The organism is Acididesulfobacillus acetoxydans, assembly GCF_902729405.1.
Lineage (GTDB): Bacteria > Bacillota > Desulfitobacteriia > Desulfitobacteriales > Desulfitobacteriaceae > Acididesulfobacillus > Acididesulfobacillus acetoxydans.
In genome coordinates, this window is the sequence record NZ_LR746496.1 from 744600 (window position 1) to 766282 (window position 21683).

General features: G+C 55.7%; 23 protein-coding genes and 1 pseudogene. 17 read left to right on the forward strand and 7 right to left on the reverse strand.

The features are described 5' to 3' along the window. The first annotated feature begins 70 nt into the window (after positions 1-70). Positions 71-907 carry an MBL fold metallo-hydrolase gene (locus tag MNU25_RS03300; protein ID WP_240983767.1) on the forward strand — a complete coding sequence of 279 codons (837 nt, stop codon included), beginning with the start codon at positions 71-73 and terminating at the stop codon, positions 905-907. A gap of 78 nt (positions 908-985) precedes the next feature. On the opposite strand, the gene MNU25_RS03305 is transcribed toward MNU25_RS03300, so the two are convergent. Both MNU25_RS03305 and MNU25_RS03310 read right to left on the reverse strand, forming a co-directional pair. Then, positions 986-1582 (reverse strand): NUDIX hydrolase, encoded by a 597-nt coding sequence (locus tag MNU25_RS03305; protein WP_240983768.1) that lies wholly within the window; start codon positions 1580-1582, stop codon positions 986-988. A 109-nt stretch (positions 1583-1691) separates the two neighbouring features. Further along, positions 1692-2897: an MFS transporter gene (locus tag MNU25_RS03310; RefSeq protein WP_240983769.1), complete on the reverse strand. Its 1206-nt coding sequence runs from the start codon at positions 2895-2897 to the stop codon at positions 1692-1694. A 326-nt stretch (positions 2898-3223) separates the two neighbouring features. Here MNU25_RS03310 and MNU25_RS03315 point away from each other — a divergent pair, with 326 nt between their 5' ends. The 9 genes from MNU25_RS03315 (at position 3224) to radA (ending at position 12487) form a co-directional block, all read left to right on the forward strand. Further along, a complete protein-coding gene (locus MNU25_RS03315; RefSeq protein ID WP_240983770.1) occupies positions 3224-3562 on the forward strand; it encodes a glutaredoxin domain-containing protein in 339 nt (112 codons plus the stop codon). Positions 3563-3724: 162 nt separating this feature from the next. Further along, a complete protein-coding gene (locus tag MNU25_RS03320) occupies positions 3725-4960 on the forward strand; it encodes a M24 family metallopeptidase (RefSeq protein ID WP_240983771.1) in 1236 nt (411 codons plus the stop codon). Between the two features lie 52 nt (positions 4961-5012). Further along, entirely contained in the window at positions 5013-5441 is a 429-nt protein-coding gene (locus tag MNU25_RS03325; RefSeq protein ID WP_240983772.1) for a universal stress protein, read from the forward strand. 287 nt (positions 5442-5728) lie between these two features. After that, positions 5729-6082 (forward strand): hypothetical protein, encoded by a 354-nt coding sequence (locus tag MNU25_RS03330; RefSeq protein ID WP_240983773.1) that lies wholly within the window; start codon positions 5729-5731, stop codon positions 6080-6082. A gap of 119 nt (positions 6083-6201) precedes the next feature. Continuing rightward, positions 6202-6672, forward strand: a complete 471-nt coding sequence (locus tag MNU25_RS03335; RefSeq protein ID WP_240983774.1) for a CtsR family transcriptional regulator — start codon at positions 6202-6204, stop codon at positions 6670-6672. A gap of 53 nt (positions 6673-6725) precedes the next feature. Continuing rightward, positions 6726-7226 carry a UvrB/UvrC motif-containing protein gene (locus MNU25_RS03340; RefSeq protein WP_240986707.1) on the forward strand — a complete coding sequence of 167 codons (501 nt, stop codon included), beginning with the start codon at positions 6726-6728 and terminating at the stop codon, positions 7224-7226. Between the two features lie 4 nt (positions 7227-7230). Then, complete coding sequence (locus MNU25_RS03345) at positions 7231-8289, forward strand: protein arginine kinase (RefSeq protein WP_240983775.1); 1059 nt, start codon at positions 7231-7233, stop codon at positions 8287-8289. A 17-nt stretch (positions 8290-8306) separates the two neighbouring features. After that, positions 8307-10754 (forward strand): ATP-dependent Clp protease ATP-binding subunit, encoded by a 2448-nt coding sequence (locus MNU25_RS03350; protein ID WP_277350656.1) that lies wholly within the window; start codon positions 8307-8309, stop codon positions 10752-10754. A gap of 374 nt (positions 10755-11128) precedes the next feature. Then, on the forward strand, positions 11129-12487 hold the full coding sequence (gene radA / locus MNU25_RS03355) for a DNA repair protein RadA (protein ID WP_240983776.1): 1359 nt from the start codon (positions 11129-11131) through the stop codon (positions 12485-12487). A 168-nt stretch (positions 12488-12655) separates the two neighbouring features. On the opposite strand, the gene MNU25_RS03360 is transcribed toward radA, so the two are convergent. Further along, complete coding sequence (locus tag MNU25_RS03360; protein WP_240983777.1) at positions 12656-13048, reverse strand: nucleoside triphosphate pyrophosphohydrolase family protein; 393 nt, start codon at positions 13046-13048, stop codon at positions 12656-12658. Positions 13049-13409: 361 nt separating this feature from the next. Here MNU25_RS03360 and MNU25_RS03365 point away from each other — a divergent pair, with 361 nt between their 5' ends. The 7 genes and pseudogenes from MNU25_RS03365 to MNU25_RS03390 all read left to right on the forward strand — a co-directional run bounded on the left by MNU25_RS03365 (position 13410) and on the right by MNU25_RS03390 (position 19876). After that, on the forward strand, positions 13410-13886 hold the full coding sequence (locus MNU25_RS03365) for a CarD family transcriptional regulator (RefSeq protein WP_240983778.1): 477 nt from the start codon (positions 13410-13412) through the stop codon (positions 13884-13886). 88 nt (positions 13887-13974) lie between these two features. Then, the gene (locus tag MNU25_RS03370; RefSeq protein ID WP_240983779.1) at positions 13975-15156 is read left to right on the forward strand and encodes a PIN/TRAM domain-containing protein; all 1182 of its coding nucleotides are present in this window, start codon (positions 13975-13977) and stop codon (positions 15154-15156) included. A 7-nt stretch (positions 15157-15163) separates the two neighbouring features. After that, positions 15164-15817 (forward strand): annotated as a pseudogene (gene ispD / locus MNU25_RS03375) (2-C-methyl-D-erythritol 4-phosphate cytidylyltransferase); the annotation flags it as partial. A 201-nt stretch (positions 15818-16018) separates the two neighbouring features. Beyond that, complete coding sequence (gene ispF / locus MNU25_RS03380; RefSeq protein WP_240986709.1) at positions 16019-16582, forward strand: 2-C-methyl-D-erythritol 2,4-cyclodiphosphate synthase; 564 nt, start codon at positions 16019-16021, stop codon at positions 16580-16582. A gap of 54 nt (positions 16583-16636) precedes the next feature. Continuing rightward, positions 16637-18109, forward strand: coding sequence for a glutamate--tRNA ligase (gene gltX / locus MNU25_RS03385; protein ID WP_240983780.1), 1473 nt, complete (start codon positions 16637-16639; stop codon positions 18107-18109). Between the two features lie 122 nt (positions 18110-18231). Further along, complete coding sequence (locus MNU25_RS20075; RefSeq protein ID WP_261487046.1) at positions 18232-18357, forward strand: hypothetical protein; 126 nt, start codon at positions 18232-18234, stop codon at positions 18355-18357. A gap of 247 nt (positions 18358-18604) precedes the next feature. Then, a complete protein-coding gene (locus MNU25_RS03390) occupies positions 18605-19876 on the forward strand; it encodes an MFS transporter (RefSeq protein WP_240983781.1) in 1272 nt (423 codons plus the stop codon). Here MNU25_RS03390 and MNU25_RS03395 read toward each other — a convergent pair. From MNU25_RS03395 to MNU25_RS03410, 4 genes are all read right to left on the reverse strand, one after another. After that, positions 19873-20214: a phage holin family protein gene (locus MNU25_RS03395; protein ID WP_240983782.1), complete on the reverse strand. Its 342-nt coding sequence runs from the start codon at positions 20212-20214 to the stop codon at positions 19873-19875. The two genes, MNU25_RS03390 and MNU25_RS03395, sit on opposite strands and share 4 nt — an antisense overlap. A gap of 57 nt (positions 20215-20271) precedes the next feature. Further along, positions 20272-20565, reverse strand: coding sequence for a hypothetical protein (locus tag MNU25_RS03400; RefSeq protein ID WP_240983783.1), 294 nt, complete (start codon positions 20563-20565; stop codon positions 20272-20274). After that, the gene (locus tag MNU25_RS03405; protein WP_338077716.1) at positions 20555-21043 is read right to left on the reverse strand and encodes an SHOCT-like domain-containing protein; all 489 of its coding nucleotides are present in this window, start codon (positions 21041-21043) and stop codon (positions 20555-20557) included. The genes MNU25_RS03400 and MNU25_RS03405 overlap by 11 nt, the downstream gene beginning before the upstream one ends. 221 nt (positions 21044-21264) lie before the next feature. Continuing rightward, positions 21265-21651, reverse strand: coding sequence for a DUF2089 domain-containing protein (locus MNU25_RS03410; RefSeq protein ID WP_240983784.1), 387 nt, complete (start codon positions 21649-21651; stop codon positions 21265-21267). Positions 21652-21683 lie beyond the last annotated feature (32 nt).

A 21683-nucleotide genomic window follows, 5' to 3' on the forward strand; every position in this document is an offset into this window, starting at 1 on the left:
GGATATTAGCGCGCAATACAGAAATACTATAAAAATACCCGGCAGAGGAAAAAAGAAGGGGGTTTTCGAGGTGGCTCTGAAAGTTACGGTTTTGGTGGAGAATACGGTGGGAGTGCCCTTGGGACTTTTAGGTGAGTGGGGTCTGGCGCTTTTTCTGGACTTTGGGGATGAGCGCGTCCTGCTTGACGTCGGGGAACAGGGGAACTTAATCGGGAATGCCGACACCTTGGGCATTGATCTGAAAAGAATCGACAAGGTCGTGCTCAGTCACGGACATTACGATCACACGGGAGGCTTGCTCAAACTGCTGCAGTACCGGGGCCGCGTACCGGTATACGCCCACCCGGACCTTTTTGCCGGGCATTACGGACGGGGTTTCAACGGTGAGGGGGACAAGTACCTGGGAGTGCCCTTTCGCCGGGAACAGCTGACGAGCGCCGGGGCCGAATTTCATTTCCACAAGGAGCCGCTTGAGTTGAGACCGGGATTATGGCTCAGCGGGGAAATCCCGCGCCGGACGGATTATGAACGGGTCGATGAGCGCATGATCCAAATCCGGGACGGACAGACCGTCGCGGACACGCTTCCCGATGATTACAGTTTGTTTTATACGAGTGAGAGCGGGTTGGTCATCTTCCTTGGCTGTGCTCATGCCGGACTGGTCAACATTGTGGAGTACGCCAAACAACTCACGGGGCAGGGCAAGGTTAGGGCCATTATCGGCGGCACGCATTTAGGACCGGCCAGCCCCGAGCAGCAACAGAAGACGATGGAATACTTAAGGACCCTCGACCTGGAAGTGCTCGCCCCTAATCACTGTACAGGTCCGGCCATGCTGGCCAAACTGGCCGGGGAGTTTCCGCGGCAATTTGCCTGGGCCGGAGCGGGCAGCACCCTCGAGTTTTAGCAGCGGGGACGTACCGCTGCCGGGTTATCCAACGCGTAAGACTCCCACTTCTACAAGTGGGAGTGGGTGCCCACGAGTTCATTCCCGGCGGGGTGTGGCGGTCCGGAAAAGGAGGGGCCGCTCCCCCAGCATTTTTACCCCTTCAATCCGTTCGAAGCCCGTCAAACCGGGCAGCGTAGCTTCCAGCATATGCAGGGTGAGGGGGGCGATGGACAGACGGCGGGCTTCTTCAAGGGTGAAGAAACCGAGGGAACGGACCTCATCCTCGTCTCCCCGGGCGCTGCCGCTCAGGTAGCGGAGCAGAAAGATGAGATAAAGATCATGGGGCTGGGGCGGAGCTTCTTCGCCCGGACGGTCCCGGACGGCGATGAGAGTGGAAGCTTGGGTTTCGATTCCGGTTTCCTCCCGGACTTCGCGGGCCACGGCGTTCTCGATGTTTTCCTCCGCTTCGACATAACCGCCCGGGAGGGTCCAGATTCCCCGGCCGGGGTTATGGGCACGCTGCACGAGTAAGGCTTTGCCCCCGTGCCAAAGGATTCCGCCCACACCGAGCGTGAAATCTCCCCAGTGGACGAAAGAGCAATCAGGGCAGAAAGAGCGCGTCCGTGCGCCGAATTCCTTGTTGCCGAGGGGTCTGCCGCATTGCGGGCAGAAATGGTATGTCACCGGATGCATAAGTGTTTCCTCCCGTTCGTTCTTAGGTTGTCTGAGCAAGGGTTCAGGCTTAGGATGTCCCTTCCCACTCCACTTCACAAACCTGAAAGTTTCGTGGGTACTTTTTTGCCTAAATGTTTAGTGAGCTGTCACGCGTTCGCCGAAGGCGATTTTCCGAGAGACCGTAAAAGATGAAGGCCAAGAGGCCGGCGGAGACAAAGACGAGGGCCAAGAGCCAGATTTGGGAGCCGTGGCTGCGGTCAAAAACGATGCCTCCCAGAACGGGTCCCAGGATCCGTCCGCCCGAACCCGCTCCGCCGACAATACCCTGATAAGTACCCGCCCAGCCTTGGGGTGCCAAAAAAGCGGCGGCTGCCGGTACGGCCGGCAGAATCAGCATTTCGCCCAAGGTCAGGCTGAGCATGCCGAGAAGATAAGCCGCATAGGGCAGGTTGCCCCGGAGGGCCAGGAATGAGCAGGCAATGAGAAGACAGGCCAGGTAAAATTGGCGGCGGAAGCTGCAGGCCCAAACCCGGATGATCCAATTGGTCAGGGGCTGAAGAGTCACGATGAAAATCCCGTTCAGGGTCCAGAGAAAACTGTAAAGCGGGAGAGAGAAGCCCTGCCGAGTCATGATTACGGGTACGATAGTCGTCCACTGGCTGTAGCCGCCCCAGACAAACAGGATTCCCATGCCTAAAGCCAGGAGGGCGGGAGAGCCGGGAGCGTGGAGGACGGCGGAGAGATCCTTGTGCTTCTCAGGCATTTTTTGAACCTTGACCGGTGCCCGGATGGCAAAGACTACGACGATAAAGTAGATGATGAAGGAGACGGAGTTGCCGAGGAAAACCCAACGAAAAGAGATCTGGGCTACCAGTCCGCCCAGGGCGGTACCCACCGCGTTGCCCGCGTTGTTGAAAACGTACAGGTAGTTAAAACCCCGGCGTCCTCCTTGGGGCCAGATGGTCTGAACGAGGGTGTTCAGAGGGACGAGCACGAAGCCGTTCATTAGCCCGAAAAGAATGATGCCGGGGGCGTAGACCGGCCATATGGGGAAAAGACCAATGAGCGTCATAATGAGGGCGGACCCGGTCAAGCCCAGGAGCATCATCTTGCGGGCGCCCAGAAAGTCGGCCAGAAAGCCGCTGACAAACTGGCCCAGCAAATTCATCCCGGATTGTAAGGCGATGATAATCCCTGCTTCTGTCAGAGTCCGGCCCAGCACATTGTGCATAAACAAGCTGTTCAAGGGCCACATTAGCGCATTACCCAGAGAATTAATAAAGCCGCCGGCAACCAGAATCTTAATGGTACGCGGAATTTCGGATTTTCGCAAAAGGGTCTACCTGCCTTCTCCTTGATATCCTGTTGTTGCAGCGCCGCTCGACGCCGGGAACCTCCCAGCCGAGGAAGCCTTCGGGTCCTGGGCAGTCTTCCGGATGGAGGGAATTCCCGGGACGGAAAGAGTACTTGGGACGAAGGGAACTTCCGGCGGGGGGAATCCCCCGGATTGTTACTTCGACGTCCGGAGAAAGATACCTGCTGTCCGCTCCAATGATTTCAGCGCCTGGCACGGGAAAGGGATTTTGAGTATAATACGGAGTATAGATCATCAACTTTGTCAAAGGACTGATGTTTGCCGGAAAGGTAGGGGATGAGGCTTTGAAAGACGTTACGATTTTTACCACCAAGACTTGACCGCACTGCAGAAGCGCGAAAGAGTTTCTTTCGCAGAACAGGATTTATTTTGCCGAGAGGGATGTTCAGAAGGATCCGCAAGCGGCTTGGGAACTGCAAAGACGCAATATCAGCGGGGTGCCGACTTTTCTGATCGGCGAGGACGTGATTGTGGGTTTCGATCGGCAAAGGATCCTGCAACTGGTCGATCATCGCCTGGCGGACTGTCCCCAGTGCGGACAGAAAATGCGGGTGCCGGTGGGAAAAGGTGCCCTTCAGGTCAAGTGCCCAAAATGTGCGCACCAATTTGTCATCAATACTTAGAAATAGCCAGCGATATTCAGAAAAAAAGAAGCGGATAGGTAAGAACAACTGATCCCGGCCGAATTGACTTCCGCGGAAGCCTTGCGGCGGCCGGGGCGCTAAAATCGCGCCGGCACGGGCTTGGGGCTGGAGTTTTTGCCTCTCCTTTGGGGGGAAAAGGTCATGAAAGTGCCGAGCTTTGAGTTACAGGTCAGGGTGGCCCGCTTACAGGACCATCTGCGCGCCCAAGGAATCGACGGGGCCCTGTTGGTGCAGCGGGCCGATACCCTGTACTACAGTGGGACAGCGCAAAATGTGCATCTCTACATTCCCCGGGCCGGACGCCCGCTCGTGCTGGCCTATCGGGATTTCGCCCGGGCGCAGTCTGAAAGCTCCTGGGGGGTCGTGCCGCTGACAGGGTTGTCGAAATTACCCGAATTTATTGAAGGGGCGGGAAACCCTCTGCCCAATGTTTTGGGTCTGGAATTCGATGTTCTTCCCGTGTCACAGTTCGAACGCTATCGCAGGCTTTGGCCGGAGGCTGTTTTCAGGGATATTTCCGCTGCCATTCGGCATCAAAGGGCGGTGAAATCCGACTGGGAACTGGAACGGCTCAAAGAGGCGGCGGAAATTTACCCTCAGCTCCTCGTCTACGCGCGGGAGATTTTGCGTCCCGGTATGACGGAACTCGAGTTGGAAGGGTTGCTGGAGGGGAAGGCGCGGGCCCTCGGGCATGGCGGCTTCGTCAGGACCAGGGGGTTTGGTTCGGAATTTCACTTCGGCGCGGTAACGGCAGGGGCGAGGGCGGCTGTCGCCGGGGCTTTTGACGGCCCGGTCGTGGGGGCGGGGCTTTCGCCCGAGCATCCGGGCGGCGCGTCGGTGGCGGGGATTGCCGAGGGCGAGCCGATTGTCGTTGACACGGTCAGTGTTGTGCGCGGGTATCAGATCGACCAAACGCGCATGTTTGTCCTGGGCCGTCTGAGTCCGGAGTTGACCGAGGCCTACCGGGTTGCCTGTGAGATCGAGGAAAGGCTTCGCCGACTGCTCCTCCCGGGGCGGGTTGCGGGGCAAGTTTATGAAGAAGTGTTGACTTGGGTAAAGGATAACACACCTTATGCGGAAAATTTCATGGGCTTCGCACACAGCCGTGTGAGTTTTGTCGGCCACGGGGTCGGCTTGGAGCTGGATGAATTGCCTACCATCAGCCGGGGTGCGAAAGACATCCTGGTGCCGGGGATGGTTATCGCCATCGAGCCGAAATTTGTTTTCCCGGGTGTCGGTGTGGTTGGAATAGAGGACACGGTCGTGGTTGAGGGGAGTACTGGGGCATCCTTTCTGTCGAAGGCTCCCCGTGAGTTGCAAATTGTCCGGGCGGAGGGAGACGCAGGTGGACAAAAGGCTGATGAAACGCTAAGATAGGAAACACCGACATAGGCAGAAGTGGGTTGGGAAAGAAGGGAAGGTGAAGACCATGTTTAAAAAGATTCTGGTGCCGACCGACGCGTCCGAATTTTCGCGCCGGGCACTGATGACGGCGCTCGAAATCGCCCGCAAATACGACTCGGAAATCGAGTTGATGCATGTTACTTACACCCCGCAAGCATACTGGGGATACAGTATTGCCTACGGCATATCGGTGAGTGAGGAGGAACTGAAGCGTAACGGGGAACTGGCACTGGAAGCCACTTTAACCGGAATCGAGACCGCGCCGGTTAAGGTGACGAAGCTATTGCGGTCCGGGCACCCGGTGACGGCTATTCTGGAGCAGATCGAGAGCGACCCGGTTGACCTGATTGTCATGGGAAGCCATGGGTATGGTCCGATTGCCGGGTCAGTGCTGGGAAGCGTCAGCCAAAGAATCCTGCAGCGCGCCAAATGTCCGGTCATGATCGTGAAATAGGTTCTCCGGCCTGGCGCACAATCCCTGTTGCGGCCGCGAATATGGTAAAAGTCCCTGCCGTGAAGGCAGGGATTTCCTTTTTGCATCGCGAAATAAACTGATAATCGGCTGGGCGCGGCATCGAGTTTAACTTATCGGCATCGGGTTTGTGAAGGCGAATTCCTCACTGCTGCTGATTCTGATTCTCACTATACCGTGAACCCGAGAGTAAAACGAGGATTGGCGGCGGTCCCCGGAATCTTGAGGATCTGGCGCATAAAGAAGAACCGATTCGCGGAGGTGGCGGCATGGGCGGAGAGAAGGAAGTCTGGTTGGGGGAAGAGGAGATTGACAGCCTGCTGCGGGGAAAACTGTTGTGGTCAGATGTGGTTTCCCGTACGGAAGGAGCGAAGGATGCTCAAAGAATCCGCCGGCTGGGGGAGCCGCTCCGCAGGTTGCGCTCCGGAAGTGGTGCGGACGCGCAGGTACCGGTTTACGAACAGCAGGTACCGGTCCACGAACATGTTACCTGTTCGGCGGAGCGTTTTACGGAGGCCGGGTTCCGGGCGGGGGAACCTGCCGCCCGGAACGTGACCGTCATGCTGGCGGTGGTTGCGGTCTTGACCGTGGGATCCTGGTTGTATTTCGCCTTGCTAATCTGAATTGCCTTTTTTCCGTCGGAGGGATATTCTTTTTGAAAAAGGTTGGCAAAATACGAGAAGTTGGGTATGATATACGTAAGGTCAGAGAAGGTCATAAGGTCAAAGAAGGTCATTAACTTATGGGGAATTTGGCAGATAGGATTGAACAGTATATCAAAGAAGCCATGGCCCGGGCGGAAGAGGGATATGTCGTCCTGCAGCGCGGCATCCTGGCAGAGGCTTTCTCTTGTGCCCCCTCCCAAATTAACTATGTTTTGGATACACGCTTCACAGTCGAACGGGGTTATTTGGTTGAGAGCCGCCGCGGTGGGGGAGGGTACCTGCGGATTGTTCGGTTGGAAGTCGCGGCGGACGGGCTTCTCCACGAAGTGATGGGCCAGCTGATAGGGGACTCTGTATCTCTGGAGCGAGCGAACGGTTTACTGGCACGCCTTTATGATGAGGAGATCCTCACAGCCCGGGAAGCGGCCATTATCAAGAGCATTTTGTCCCGGGAGGCTTTGGGGGGCCGGGGCCCTGAAGAAAACGCTCTGCGGGCCCGACTGATGAAAAGGATCATTACGACCCTCTGCCGTGAAGATCTTCAGTGAGGGCTGCGAGGGATGAAGAGATGAAGAAGAAAGGAAGAAAAGGGGGGACAGCCATGCTTTGCCAAAACTGCCATGAGCGTGAAGCGAACGTGCATATTGCCAAAACCGTTAACGGGCAAACTCAGAACCTTTACCTTTGTGAACAGTGCGCAAAAAAAGTGCAGGGAGCGAATTTTATGTTTCAGCCGGGGCTCATCGTGCCGGATTTCCTCCAGGCCCTTTTTGGCTTCAGTCCGGAGTCGGCGCCCCAGCAGGAACAAGCTTGTCCGCGCTGCGGAATGACGTTTTCCCAAATAACGCGAGCGGGAAAGTTGGGCTGCAGTGTCTGTTATGAAGCTTTCGGACCGCAGATCGAGTCCCTTGTCCGGCGTATTCACGGCGGGGGACAACATGTGGGTAAGATTCCGGGGCGGAAAGGAGCGGCCCTCAAAGGCAAAGTCGAGCTGAAACGGTTAAAGGATGAGTTGCAAGCCTTGGTCAGGCAGGAAAAGTTTGAGGAAGCCGCCATTACACGCGATCGGATCCGTCAGTTGGAACAAGGTGCGGGGGGGTGAGAAGATGGAACGCAAGGATCTGCTTTTGCGGCGCAGTGCCTGGATGGAGGAAACTGATCGATCGACTGTTGTCCTGAGCAGCCGGATTCGTTTGGCCCGGAATCTTGAAGATATGCCATTTCCTCACGTCATGTCGGCTGAACTGGCCCAGAAGGTGGAAGAAAAGCTGGTCCGGACCCTGGAAACAGTGACGGTAGAGGGAGAAAAGCTGACGTATCTGTCGCTTGGCGATTTAACACCGATCGAACGGCAGGTTCTGACGGAAAAGCATTTAATCAGTCCGGCTTTGGTTAACAGCCCTGCCGGACGGGGAGCGGCGCTGGCTGCGGACCACCGGGTCGCCGTCATGGTCAACGAAGAGGACCACATACGGCTGCAGACCCTTCTCCCCGGAAACCAACTGGAAGAGACCTTCCGCTTAGCCGATGCCCTTGACGATGCTCTGGAAGAACACTTGGATTACGCTTATCGGGAGGCGCAAGGATATTTGACCGCCTGTCCGACCAATGTCGGAACCGGTTTACGGGCTTCCGTGATGGTGCATCTCCCGGCCCTGGCCATGACCAACCGAATTCAGCAAGTTCTCGGTGCTCTGGCGCCTTTGGGGCTGGCCGTACGGGGATTGTACGGCGAGGGTTCCCAGGCTTTCGGCCATATTTTTCAGCTTTCCAACCAAATCACCTTAGGCAAGAGTGAGGCGGACATTCTGGCTCATTTGGGTGCCGTCACCGGGCAAATCGTCGAGCACGAACTTCAGGCCAGAGCGGCTTTGCAGGAACATGCCCTGCTGGCTTTGGAGGATAAAGTCTGGCGGGCCAGGGGAACATTGGAAAAGGCGCGGCTTCTGACTTCAGAGGACGCCATGCATCTTCTCTCACATGACCGCTTGGGAGTGGATATGGGAATTCTCCCTAAACCGCAAAGAACATTTGCCTCCCTACTGGTCGAATCTCATCCGGGCTGTCTGCAGTATGTTCTGAACAAAGAGCTGGATGCGGGTCAGAGGGATGCCGAGCGGGCGAAATTCATCCGGGAGGCTTTTGTGCCTCAAGCCGATTCTTAACAGAAAGGAGCATTATTATGCAAGGCCATTTTACGGAAAAAGCACAGAAAGTCCTGGGCTTGGCCCAGGATGAAGCGAAACGCATGGGCCATCAAGTCGTGGGTACGGAACACCTCCTGCTCGGACTTGTGCGTGAGGGGGACGGAATTGCCGCCAAAGCCCTGGTGGCCACAGGGGTGGACTATGAGAAGATCCGTGCGCAGATTGAGCAGCTGGTGGGTACGGGAGAGCCGCTGTCGGGACAGGTCGCTTTCACGCCGCGGGTGAAGCGGGTTCTGGAGCTTGCCAACGAGGCGGCCCAGCGCCAAGGGGTCAATTATGTAGGGACGGAACACCTGCTCTTCGGGCTCATTATGGAAGGCGAAGGAATTGCGGCTCGGGTCCTGGCCAATCTTGGCGTTAATCCGGACAGAATTTGGAAACAGGTCGTTAACCTTTTGGGGGGCGAGCCGGATGACAACATGATGCAGGGGGCGACGGCCCCGGCCGGACCTTCCGGCAAGAATTCGCCGTACGGGAACACGCCGACGCTGAACGACTTTGGGCGCGATTTAACGGTCCAAGCTAAAGAAGGACGTTTAGATCCGGTGGTCGGCCGGGAGAAAGAAATCGAACGTGTCATCCAGGTTTTGAGTCGCCGGACCAAGAACAATCCGGTCTTGATAGGAGATCCGGGAGTGGGGAAAACGGCGATTGCCGAGGGGCTGGCCCAGTTGATCGTCCGCAACAAGGTACCCGAGATTCTCAGCAACAAACGAGTGGTTACCCTTGACCTTTCGGCGGTAGTGGCGGGAAGTAAATACCGGGGAGAATTTGAGGAGCGTCTGAAAAAGGTCATGGAAGAGATTCGGACCGACGGAAACATTATCCTCTTTATCGACGAACTCCATACTTTGATCGGCGCGGGCGCAGCCGAAGGGGCTATTGACGCCGCCAATATTCTTAAACCGGCCTTGGCCAGGGGCGAGCTTCAGTGCGTGGGAGCCACGACCATGGACGAGTACCGGAAATATATCGAGAAGGATGCCGCGTTGGAAAGGCGCTTTCAGCCGATTCAAGTGGGAGAGCCGACGATTGAAGAAGGGATTGCTATCCTCAAGGGGTTGAGGGATCGCTACGAGGCTCATCACCGGGTGGAGATTACGGACGAGGCCCTGGAAGCGGCGGTGCGCCTCTCCGACCGTTATATTTCCGACCGTTTTCTGCCGGACAAAGCCATCGATTTAGTGGATGAGGCGGCTTCCCGTGTTCGCCTTGCCGCTTATGTCGCACCTCCGGACTTAAAAAAGCTGGAAGAAGAGATCGAACGACTGAAAAAGGAAAAAGAGGCCGCCGTCCTGAGTCAGGAGTTCGAGAAAGCGGCCCAGATTCGGGACCAGGAGCACAAGCTGCGCGAACAGGTGAACGAACAGCGGGCGAATTGGGAAAGCAAACGGGACGTGGAGAAATCGATGGTTACGGCGGACGATATCGCCCAAATTGTTGCCAGCTGGACGGGTATCCCCGTGAAGAAGCTGGCCCAGGAAGAAGGCGAACGTCTTCTGCACCTGGAGGAGACATTGCACAAGAGGGTGATCGGGCAGGACGAAGCCGTCGCCGCGGTGGCGCGGGCCGTTCGCCGGGCCAGGGCAGGGTTAAAAGACCCCCGCCGGCCGATTGGTTCCTTTATTTTCCTGGGGCCCACCGGGGTGGGGAAAACAGAACTGGCGCGGACTTTGGCCGAAGCGCTTTTTGGCGACGAGGATGCCATGGTGAGGATCGATATGTCCGAATACATGGAGAAACACACCGTATCGCGTTTGGTAGGGGCGCCTCCCGGTTACATCGGGCACGACGAGGGCGGTCAGCTGACGGACGCCGTGCGGCGTAAGCCTTACAGCGTCATCTTGCTGGATGAAATGGAAAAGGCTCACCCCGAGGTTTTCAATATCCTGCTTCAGGTTCTTGAGGACGGCAGGTTAACGGATAGCAAGGGAAGGACGGTGGATTTTCGCAATTCCGTCGTCATCATGACTTCCAACGTGGGCGCAGCTTTCCTGCGCAAAGAGGCCTTGGGTTTTGCCGCTCACCGGGACGAGGCGACCGAGTATAAGAACATGAGCGCGCGGGTTATGGAAGAACTGAAGCGGACGTTTCGGCCGGAATTTCTCAACCGGGTGGACGAAATCGTGGTCTTTCATTCCCTGCCGGCGGAGGCCCTTCTGCAGGTTGCCGGCATACTCATGCGGGACGTAAACAAGCGGTTGAAGGAACAGGGGTTTGAGCTTAATGTGGAGCAGAGTGCTTTGGAGATCATTGCCAAGGAAGGCAACGACCCAACTTTCGGTGCCCGGCCTTTGCGGCGGGCTATCCAGCGCCTGATCGAAGACGAACTGTCAGAGAAGATTTTGGAAGGCGCCTTTAAGGCCGGCGACAAGATTGAGGCGAGGGGCGAAGACGGAAAGGTTCGCTTCGCCAAGGTATGAGGCGAGGGGCGAAGACGGAAAGGTTCGCTTCGCCGAGGTATGCGGCGGGGAGATCCGGCCGCCAGCCTCGTATAACGGATGAAGGGGAGTTCTCAGCGCAAGAAGTCCCCTTTTTGTCATCAGGCTTCCATGCCGATACGCGGCACCTGAAATGCCCGCGCCGGGATAGCGCCGACACGACAGTCTTCGGTGCGGACTGCCGGACGCAGGCACCGATTCAGGCACAGACGCGTAGTGCAGGCGGCAAAGGAGCGTTAAGAAGCGCCGGGGGCGATGCGCATGAAGCGATAAGGCTCCGGCGCTTTGGCTCTATAACAGCCCGGGCAGCGCCTGTCGGGTTTTGCGAGGGTGACTTTTCGGAAAGGTGTGTTAGTGTGAAGACAAAGGGCGTTTTTCGCTGTTCCCGCTGTGGACACGAAAGCCCAAAATGGGTGGGAAAGTGTCCGGGATGCGATGCCTGGAACACGCTGGTGCAGAGCGTCCCGCAAGAAAACAACAAGGAGGCCAAGAGCCCGAGAAGGCTGTCGGAGCTCAGCTCAGGCACGAACGAGCGTATTGTTACACATATGGAAGAGTTCAACCGGGTTTTGGGTGGAGGCATTGTCCGGGATTCGGTGACGATACTCACGGCCAAGCCGGGAGCGGGAAAATCAACTTTGCTTCTGCAAGTGGCTGCCGACGCGGCGGCTCAAGGGTACAGGGTTCTCTACGCCTCGGCCGAGGAAAGCGACAGCCAAATCAAAGGCCGGGCGGACCGCATTCTCGGGAACAGGCAAGCCGGCAACATATGGGTTCTGGCTGATACCGCCATGGAAAATGTCCTTGATGTCGTCCGGAAGACAGACCCGGACTTGGTGGTCATAGACAGCATTCAGACTTTTGCGCTGGAAGCTTATAATTCCCGGCCCGGTTCACCGATCCAGACGATGGAATGCGCGAATGAACTGGTTCGGCTGGCCAAGGGCGGTGAGCGGCCCAGGGCCGTCATTATGGTGGGACAGATGACCAAGGAGGATGAGATCGCCGGACTCAGGGCCTTGGAACACCTGGTGGACACCGTGCTCATCCTGACGGGGGAAAGCGGGGAGGAATTGCGGGAAGCGTGGTGTTCCAAGAATAGATTTGGCAGCACGGGTGAAATGGGTTTCTTCTCCATGACGGAGGAAGGAATGCGCTCCCTTGACAACCCGTCGGAGTTCTTTATGACGGGACGTACGAGGGCAGGGGAGGTTTGCGGCAGCGCACTGACGGTGATCAAAGAGGGGACCCGGCCGATCATTGTCGAGATCGAGAGCCTGGTTTCGAATTCTTTCACCCCCTACCCGGCTCGAATCGGGGAGTGTTTGCGCCGTGACCAATTGAACACCTTGGTTTCAATTCTCGAGCAAAGGGGCGGGATCGACCTCTATAACAAAAATGTCGTCATCAAGACGACAGGGGGGTTGCTGTTTAGAGAGCAGGCTGTTAATTTGGCCACCATCATGAGCATCGTTTCTTCTGTCAAAAATATCGCGATTCCCCCTGAGTGCGTGTTCATCGCCGATGTGGGCCTTACCGGCGAACTGAAAAAAGTCCCCGCTCTGGAAGGGAGGATCCGGGAACTGGATCGTATGGGTTTCGAACGGGTGTATGTTGCGCGGGACAGTATCAAACCCTCTTTAAAATTCGATCGTGTCGAAGTGTTCCCACGGAATACCCTGCGGGAAGTCATAGCCGAAGTTTTCGGAGCCTGAGCACGGGCAGACCGTCTGAATGTCCCCATGGCTAAAGCCTGGCTAAGCTAAAGCCAGGGGCATGCGGCTATGCCTCTTGGTCAAACCGGGTCCGGGTTCGGGTGATGTCGTGCGAGTTTACGTCATATGTCCCGTCAAAAAGGGGTCTTGTTCTTTGTTGGTTTTGGGTCACGTCATGTTAAAGATAGTGAGGGTTGAGAGTTTATTGATCTCTCCCTTGATGACGTCTTCCAGGGAAATGCCCAGAGTGTTGGCAAGGGCTGCGATATAAAAAAGCTGTTTTCCCAGTTCCGCCTGGATCGTATCGCGGCAGTTGGCGCAAAGCTCTCCTTGCAGGTTGCTGTCCAGAAGAAGTTTAAGATCGTAAACAGAAGCGTCTTCCGGAAACCGCTTTTTGTGGGCCTCCACGGCCAGGCAGCCGCAACTGGTGACGGACTTGACGACGGCTCGGTTGACCCGGGCGGACGCTTCCTGTCCTTTGGAGAGGATATCCAAAATACTTTGATGGCGGATGAGAAGGGACTTAACCGTTTCTTGAAATTGCTCTGTAAGTTGTTCCATCGTGTTGAGTCCTCACTCCTTTATTTCCCCACACTGTGCTCGTTTCAGCTTTTATTATAACGAGCGTCCCTTACTATTGTCAATTTTGACCGCAAGGGGGGCGTGATTATTCAGGGTTTAGTTTACGCGGCCCGGCAACTATTTTCATGTTCTTGCGGTGACACTTTTGCGGCACCGGGATCCACGCCGCAATAGTCAGGCGGGCTGTGAAAGGTTGTGAAAGGTAAGGTAAAAAAGCGGCATACCCATTGACACTGGCATAATATTTGTGATATAATCTAAAATTTTTTGCCTTGCACAGTTCAGTCTGTTATAATGATAAGGAAAAGGAACTAAATTAATTATACGAGGAGGTGGTAGAGTGTTTCAAGTTGGCGACAAGGTCGTTTATCCCATGCATGGGGCGGGAGTGATTGAAGCCATTGAAGAACGCGAAGTCCTGGGGGAAATCCGTCAATACTATGTCATGCATTTGCCGGTTGGAAATATGAAAGTTCTGGTTCCGCTGAACAATGTCGGCACCCTGGGATTGCGGGGGGTTATTTCCAAAGCCGAAGTCCAAGGAGTGTTACAGGTATTGAAGGATGAGGCGGTCGTCTCGACCCTAGCCTGGAATCGGCGCTATCGGGCGAATCTTGAAAAGATCCGCAGCGGCAACATTCTGGATGTCGCGGAGGTTGTCCGCAGCCTGGCCCAGCGGGAAAAGGACAAGGGACTCTCCACCGGGGAAAAGAAGATGTTTGAAAACGCCTGCCAGATCCTGGTGAGTGAACTGGTTTTAGCTGAAGAGAGTGAAGAAATTCAGGTGAGGCAGTGGTTAAGTAAAGTTTTGGCTTAAGGTTTTGGGGTCCCTTGAAAAATATGGCTGATCTGAAGTATAATAGGAAGGACTTTTAGCCAAAATAGGGTAAAAGGAGGTGAAATTGATGATTCGCAATCTCATACGCGTTATCATCACCCTACTGTTTGGGGCTTTGGGTTTCTATCTTGACTACATGTTTTTACGCCTTAATGTGCTGAAGTCTTTAGGCTGGCAGTCGCCCTCGACTGCTCTTTGGACTTACGTCGCCATGATCCTGATCTTCGCTGTGGTGGGCTTCTTGCTGGCCCCCGGCAGCATTCGCGGGTTCCTGAGCCTGGTCAAATGGATGGATTCCCGGCTTCAGAAGATCCCGACTCACGATTTAATGGGCGGAGTAATGGGGGTCATCATTGGACTTATTATTTCCAGCTTGTTCAGTACCTCGTTCATTAGTATTCATTTTTTCGGGCCGCTGCTGTCCATCATTTTGAGCCTCGTGCTGGCGTACCTGGGCTGGACGCTCGGCGCCCGCCGCAAAGAAGAAGTTCTCAGCTTTCTCAATGTGTTTCCCAAGTTCAGGGACAAGGATAAACACGGGGAAAAACACAAGGAGAATGCCAACAGCAAAATGTCCGGGTCGGTCGCGGACACCGTTCCTAACTACAAAATATTGGACACGAGCGTTATTATCGATGGCCGGATAGCCGACATTGTTCAGACCGGCTTTGTGGAAGGAACGCTCCTCGTTCCCAGCTTTGTGCTTGAGGAACTTCGGCATATTGCCGATTCTTCGGACTTGCTCAAGCGCAACCGGGGCCGCAGGGGTCTGGATATCCTGAATCAGATCTCCAAAGAGACGGGCATCAAAGTACAAATCCACGAGCAGGATTTTGAGGATATTGCCGAGGTGGACAGTAAGCTGGTTCGCTTGGGACAGGTCCTCGGGTCGCCGGTGTTGACCAACGACTATAATTTGAATAAAGTGGCGGAATTGCAGGGTGTCAAAGTACTCAATATCAATGAATTGGCCAATGCCGTCAAACCGGTCGTCCTGCCGGGTGAAGAGATGCTGGTTCAGGTCATGAAAGAAGGCAAGGAGCCCGGCCAGGGTGTCGCTTATCTCGACGACGGGACCATGATTGTGGTGGACATGGGGCGGCGTTTCATGGGACAGCACATTCCGGTCCTGGTGACGAGCGTTCTGCAAACGGCGGCCGGGCGGATGATTTTCGCCAAACCCAAGGGTTTTGGCGACAAGAAGGGAATGGGAATACCGCCTGCGGACGAGGTGAACGCGATTGGATAGTGTGGGAGTGATTATTCCCGCGGCCGGTCAAGGGACCCGGATGGGTGTCGGGGTGCACAAGCAGTTTCTCCCGCTGGCCGGAATCCCGGTTCTTGCCCACACGCTTAAAGTTTTTCAGGAAGCGGAAGGCATCAAGGAGATTGTAGTGGTAGGGGCCGGAGAGGATATCGCGCAGATTTGGGAGCTCGTACGGAGATTCCGTTTCAGTAAAGTCAGCGGGATTCCTGTTGGGGGAAGACAACGTCAAGAATCAGTCCTAGCGGGGCTTAAGGCTCTCAGTGAGACCATCCGAACAGTGGTGGTCCATGATGGGGCCCGGCCCCTTTTAACGTTGACGGAACTGAACCGTTTCCTGGGAAAAGCGGCAGGATCTGTCGCAGCCATTATGGCTGTGCGGGTCAAGGATACCATTAAGAGAGTAGATGGGGCGGGTTGGGTACTGGAAACCCTGCCGCGCTCGGAACTTTGTTCGGTTCAGACTCCTCAAGTATTTGAGCGGCAGCTTCTGCGGGAGGCCCATCTTAAGGCCCGGGCGGCCGGCTTTGCGGCGACCGACGACGGGGCGCTGCTGGAATGGCTGGGGCAGCCGGTGAGGGTCCTGCCCGGTTCGTTTGAAAATATCAAGATCACGACGCCCGAGGATCTCTTCTTGGCCGAGAGGATTCTCGAGAGGCGCCGTGCGGAAACCGCGGCGGCGAGCGGCGCCGCTGCCGGCGAAGAGGAAGATCCTGGGGTACATAGGACCGCCGGCACCTCGCCAAGCGGGTATGGACAGGACCCGGCCGCAAGGGTGGGCCCCTGTGCCCAGCAGGTGGCTCCTGCCGAGGAGAAAAATCGGATGATCCGGCAGGAATCGGATTTTTTGACTGAACCGGCCGGCAAGAGATCCGAGAACTATGAAGCGCGAACTCCGCCTTTCCGGGTTGGGGTTGGTTACGATGTTCATGCCTTGGCGGACGGCCGTTCTCTGGTGCTGGGGGGAGTGAAAGTTCCTTATGCCCGGGGATTGCTTGGACATTCGGATGCCGATGTCCTCGTGCACGCGATCATGGATGCCTTGCTCGGCGCTTTGGCCCTGGGGGATCTCGGGGTTCACTTTCCGGATACGGAGGAAGAATACCGGGGAATCAGCAGCCTGGTTTTGTTGGAGCGTGTGACAGGTTTGATCAAAGAGCGGGGTTACAGGGTGGGCAACCTGGACAGTATTGTGGTTGCGCAAAAGCCCAAGCTCGCGCCCTATATCCCCGCGATGCGGGAAAACATTGCGCGCACGCTCGCTGTCGCCCAGGACCGCGTTTCGGTCAAAGCGACCACGACCGAATGCCTGGGCTTTGCCGGCCGGGAAGAAGGGATCGCCGCTCAGGCGGTGGTTACGCTGGTAACGGTGGCAGAAGGGAGAGAACCGAACTCCGGGGAGGAGTCTTGACGTGCCTGGCAGCGCCGAGAAACAAATCTACGAAAGTTTGGAGAGGATTAGTGTATGGAAGTTCGCGTCAGATTTGCGCCGAGCCCCACGGGCCCGCTTCATATCGGGGGTGCCCGTTCCGCTCTTTTTAATTATCTTTTGGCCCGGAGATCCGGGGGGACTTTCATCGTACGCAGCGAGGATACGGATTTGGAACGTTCCAGCCGTGCTTCGGAGGAGAATATTCTGGCAGCCTTACGCTGGCTGGGTATCCAATGGAACGAAGGAATTGAGGTGGGGGGGGGATACGGACCCTACCGGCAAACAGAGCGCCTTGCCCTGTATAAAGAGCACACGGATAAGTTGCTGGCAAGCGGCCGGGCCTATCACTGTTATTGTAGCGAAGAAGAGTTGGAAGAGGAACGCCGGGAATTGAGCGCCCGCGGGGAGACGCCGCACTATCGGGGCAAATGCCGGCATTTGACAGCGCAAGAGCGGGCGCGCTATGAAGCGGAAGGGCGCCAACCGGTGGTCAGGTTCCGGGTCCCCGCCGGCAAAAAGATTGTTGTTCACGACTTGGTGCGGGGAGAGGTCGTGTTTGACAGCGACGGCATCGGGGATTTTATCATCGTCAAATCCGATGGTATTCCTACCTACAATTTTGCCGTCGTGGTGGATGACACCACGATGAAAGTAACCCACGTGATCCGGGGGGAAGAGCACCTTTCCAATACCCCCAACCAAGTTTTGCTCTACGAAGCCTTGGGCTTTCCTGTGCCGCAGTTTGCCCATATCTCCCTCATTCTCAATACAGAGGGCAGGAAAATGAGCAAGCGGGACGGTGATACGGCGGTCATCGATTACCGGAAAAAAGGATACCTGCCCGAGGCGGTGATCAACTTCATCGCCTTGATGGGCTGGGCTCCGTCCGGCGAGGAGGAGTTTTATTCGATCGACCGGCTGGCCGAGGCCTTTTCTTTGGACCGGGTGTCCAAAAGCCCGGCGGTCTTTGATGTGAACAAGCTCAACTGGATCAATGCTCATTATATCAGGGAGGCGTCGGTGCAGCGCCTGTCGGAATTGGCTCTCCCTCATTTGCGGGAGGCCGGGCTTTTTCCGGAAGAGCCTTTGAGTCAGGAACAATCCCGCTGGTTGGAAGGATTTGTGACGGCCGTTAGAGATCACCTGGATTATTTAGCTCAGGTGAAGGATTATATTCATTATTTTTCCGGAGCGGAGGTGCCGGCTCCAGATCCTGAGGCGGAGGAGATCCTGCGGGGAGAACAGGTACCCGCCGTTTTGGCTTTGTTCAGGGCCAAGATCCTAGAGGCGGCAGACCTCAGCGCCGAGAACTGCAAGGCCATTCTGAAGCAGATTACCAAGGAATTAAAGTTATCCGGCAAGCTCGTCTATATGCCGGTCCGCATCGCTCTCACCGGCCAAAAACACGGGCCCGAGATCGATCGCATCATCTCCCTGTTGGGACGGGAAAATGTCTTGGCCCGGTTGGCGAGCAGTGAGCTTGGACGTGTCCCCGGGGGAGTCTAAAATGCATATTGTATTCAGGTATGAAGGTATGGTATACTACAAAGGTACGCAGCAGAGAGTCAGAAGTAATCCTGTGAAAGACTCATACGCCAGGCGTATCTGACTGAAAGGAGGCTTGACCCATGACGGCGCTCATTGGCATTGAAGTGTTTTGCCGTAAGTTCGGCTTTGCTGGTTTTGGCGCAAGTTCATATGTCGGCCTTCGCAACAGGGAACCGAGAACCGATCTAAGAACCGATCTGATGTGATGTAGGGAATTGGGTCAAATGGCTCGCCGGTAACGTTAAGTCGCGGGGTCGCAAGATTCCGTGACTTTTTTGGTTTCGCGCTTCTGAGCACTATTATTTTGGTACTCCGGAGTCGGCCCCTGGTTTGTCTGCCTTCGAACGGCCAAAGAAAGTCATGGATCCCCTCTGAGCTCTTATGCCAGAGGCGGGCCATGACTTATTTTTTAGATATTTTATGTGGATAGGAAAAAGAGAGTGGAGGGGTAGCATGTTTCGCGGCTTGCTTAAGCCCTATAAAGGGCTGCCGAAAGAAGTTTACATTATCTTTATCGCCAGGATTGTCAACGCTTTGGGCTGTTTCGTCATGCCCCTGTTGACCTTGATCCTGACAGAAAAGGTTGGGTTGTCGAAAGAAGCGGCGGGACTGTACATAAGTGCGGCAGGGTTTCTGTATATGCCCGCATCGATGTTGGGGGGGAAGCTGGCAGACAGTTTCGGCCGCAAGAATCTGATCGTGATTTGCAGTTTCTTGGGGGCGGCCCTTTATATTGTCTGCGGTATGCTGGGGCCCTCAATGGTCATGGTGTCTGTTCTGATGTTGGCGGGGGCGTTCATGGCTATGGCCGATCCGGCCAATGTCTCGCTCCTGGCAGATCTGACAACCCCGGAAAACCGCAACGGAGCCTACTCTCTCATTTATATGGGATGGAATATCGGTTTTGCGGTCGGACCTGTTCTGGGGGGGATGCTTTTCCAAAATCACCTGTCCTTGGTCTTTATCGGCGACGCGGCGACAGCCTTGCTGGCTTTGAGCCTGGTGGTGTTCTTTGTCAAGGATACCCTGCACCGCACGCGGGAGGAGATCGGCGATGAGGGCCGGCGCTGGGAACGCCGGGAGGAGGGATCGATTTTCAGCGTGCTCTTCAAGCGGCCGATTCTCCTCTACTTTGCCTTCATCATTTTTGGCTATAATTTCACTTATGCCCAATGGGCTTTTCTCCTGCCCATGCAGGCCGTCCGGGATTTCGGAGCCGCCGGGGCCAGATATTTCGGGTTGGTGGCGGCTTTTAACGGCTTAATCGTGATGATTTTCACCCCCGTACTAACCAGGATGACGGTTCGGCTCAAAAATATACGCCGCATGGTTTTGAGCGGGATTTTTTACGCTGTCGGCTTTGGTCTCTTGGGAGTCGTGGAATCCTTGCCCTTGATATTCGTCTGTGCTTTTATCTTTACCATCGGTGAAATTGTGCTTTCCATCAGTGCGATTCCTTTCTTAGTCAACCATACCCCTGCTTCGCACCGAGGACGGATGAATGCGCTGATTCCGACCATTATGGGGTTGGGCTATACCCTGGGGCCTTTGGGGATGGGACAGATGCTGAGATATGTCACGATGGCAACGGGCTGGCTTCTGGCCGCCGGCTTAACTTTGGTCTGCGTTTTGCTTATGTACGGGTTGGAAAAGTATGATGACCGTCACTCGGCGGAAGATTTTGTCCTCACGGCCGAGAAGCCGGCGGACCAAACGGCGCTTTAACGGAGAAGCCTCAAGGTTTTGGCCAGCCAATTCACCAAGGAAATGAGAAGAGCGGCTAAAAAGGCGACGCCAAAGCCCGGAATAACCAGACCCGGCAGAAAGACAGCTGTGAGCATCAGCATCCAGGTATTGACCACTAAAGTAAAGAGTCCCACGGTGAGCAAGTTCAAAGGGAACGTTAATAGGATGAGCAGGGGGCGCAGGAAGAAGTTGACCAGAGTCAGAACGAAACCGGCCCAGAGGTAAGTCCAGGGAGTGGCCGCATGTATGGGCAGAACCTGAGCGGCCAGATAGAAAGCCGTGGTATTGACGAGGAAAGTCCAGAGTTGGCGGCGCATCGAATCCCTCCGTTACTGACGTTATCTCAATTCCTCCGAGGCGGCGGTTCCGCGAGCCTACTTGAGGGCGAGGTAAACTCTGACCCCCGACGCCTCCACGTCGACAAGCCTCAAGCCCTTGTGGCGGCGCAAGTCTTGCAGTATCTCGGTACTGACCCCGTGAAGGTTCTTGGGGAGTGGGATGCCGCGGTACGGATAAGCCCACTTCCGCCACACCCTTTCCCCGAGCCAGACAAAGCTGCCGAGGGCCCCCAGGAAATCTTCCAGAACGAATAAAGGCACGGGCAGAGAGATTCGCGGAAACCCGGGTGTTTTGAGGCCGATGATCAGGAAAGTGGCCTTATTCCACACAGACTTCGACCTTGACCTTTCCTTGGTATTCATCTTCAGTCTCGATATCCACCAGTTTTCCGTCTGTTCCCTGCTCCAGCAGCCGGACCAGCTCCTCGATATTGATGTCGTAGGGGTCAAGCCCTTTTTTCTCCATTTCTGCCCGGGCTTCGGCAGGAATGAAAGCCAAGGCATAGCGGGCGAGCTTGGAAGCGGACTTGATCAGACTGAACGGAATGTTGACATTGACTTTGTTGCTCTTGTCCCCGGTGACGCGAACCCTCAAAAAGTGTTCGGCGGCTGAGGAAGTGGCGCCGCCATGAGTCTCTTGGTCTTGGGCCTGATCCTTGGGGGCCGAGCCGGCTCTGCGTTGACCGAGATACGGTTCGCCATCTTGCCCCTCATCAAAGGCTTTAAGCAGCTCCATTCCTTCGGCGGCGCTAATTTTTCCTTCTTGAATCATCTCCAGAACCTTCAATTTCTCTTCGTTCATGATCATCGTCAATCCTTTCGTTTTTCTCGCCGGGGCGCTTTAATGACCCGCCTCGTCTCAACTTTTGACGCCTTGCGCCCGGGCGGACTCTCCTTGGCCCCCAAAAGGTTCACTAAACACTTCCGACGTTCGCCCGTGGTCACGGTGTCGCCGAGATTTAACCGCAAGCCTCGCTGAGATAAGCGCCGGGTCAGCCGAGGTTTAGCCGCCGGTGATGCCCTTAGGATCTAGCGTCTGCCTCTTAATTGCCTGGCCGCCTCTTGGGCGGAGAGCTCCCCGCGCTCCAAAGCGATCAGGATCTCTTGCCTGCGCTCACTCTCTTCCGGAGTGTGGATCCCGGCCTTGTCGGGACCGTAACCCAAAGCCTCGATCACGCTGTCCAGGCGGCTGCGCACCGTGGGATAGGAGATTCCCAAGACTTTTTCTACTTCTTTAATGTTGCCCCGGCACCTAATGAAAGCCTCCACGAATTCCAATTGTTCGGTGGGCAGCCGGCAAAACTTGCACGACGAAAACTCTCCTTCAACCTTGGTCGGACAGTGGGTGCAGGCGAGCTTAGTGATGATCAGTTCGTGGCTGCACACCGGACAACGATGGGGTATGCGATAGGACATGGAATCACCTCTCAAGAACTTTCCAAAGGCAT

Coding starts and splice junctions, on each gene's coding strand:
- MNU25_RS03340 (WP_240986707.1), top strand. CDS start 6,726: ATGCTTTGCCAAAACTGCCATGAGCGTGAAGCGAACGTGCATATTGCC.
- MNU25_RS03395 (WP_240983782.1), bottom strand. CDS start 20,214: ATGCGCCGCCAACTCTGGACTTTCCTCGTCAATACCACGGCTTTCTAT.
- MNU25_RS03405 (WP_338077716.1), bottom strand. CDS start 21,043: ATGATCATGAACGAAGAGAAATTGAAGGTTCTGGAGATGATTCAAGAA.
- MNU25_RS03345 (WP_240983775.1), top strand. CDS start 7,231: ATGGAACGCAAGGATCTGCTTTTGCGGCGCAGTGCCTGGATGGAGGAA.
- MNU25_RS03330 (WP_240983773.1), top strand. CDS start 5,729: ATGGGCGGAGAGAAGGAAGTCTGGTTGGGGGAAGAGGAGATTGACAGC.
- MNU25_RS03370 (WP_240983779.1), top strand. CDS start 13,975: ATGATTCGCAATCTCATACGCGTTATCATCACCCTACTGTTTGGGGCT.
- MNU25_RS20075 (WP_261487046.1), top strand. CDS start 18,232: ATGACGGCGCTCATTGGCATTGAAGTGTTTTGCCGTAAGTTCGGCTTT.
- MNU25_RS03410 (WP_240983784.1), bottom strand. CDS start 21,651: ATGTCCTATCGCATACCCCATCGTTGTCCGGTGTGCAGCCACGAACTG.
- gltX (WP_240983780.1), top strand. CDS start 16,637: ATGGAAGTTCGCGTCAGATTTGCGCCGAGCCCCACGGGCCCGCTTCAT.
- MNU25_RS03350 (WP_277350656.1), top strand. CDS start 8,307: ATGCAAGGCCATTTTACGGAAAAAGCACAGAAAGTCCTGGGCTTGGCC.
- MNU25_RS03360 (WP_240983777.1), bottom strand. CDS start 13,048: ATGGAACAACTTACAGAGCAATTTCAAGAAACGGTTAAGTCCCTTCTC.
- MNU25_RS03305 (WP_240983768.1), bottom strand. CDS start 1,582: ATGCATCCGGTGACATACCATTTCTGCCCGCAATGCGGCAGACCCCTC.
- MNU25_RS03325 (WP_240983772.1), top strand. CDS start 5,013: ATGTTTAAAAAGATTCTGGTGCCGACCGACGCGTCCGAATTTTCGCGC.
- MNU25_RS03390 (WP_240983781.1), top strand. CDS start 18,605: ATGTTTCGCGGCTTGCTTAAGCCCTATAAAGGGCTGCCGAAAGAAGTT.
- MNU25_RS03320 (WP_240983771.1), top strand. CDS start 3,725: ATGAAAGTGCCGAGCTTTGAGTTACAGGTCAGGGTGGCCCGCTTACAG.
- MNU25_RS03335 (WP_240983774.1), top strand. CDS start 6,202: ATGGGGAATTTGGCAGATAGGATTGAACAGTATATCAAAGAAGCCATG.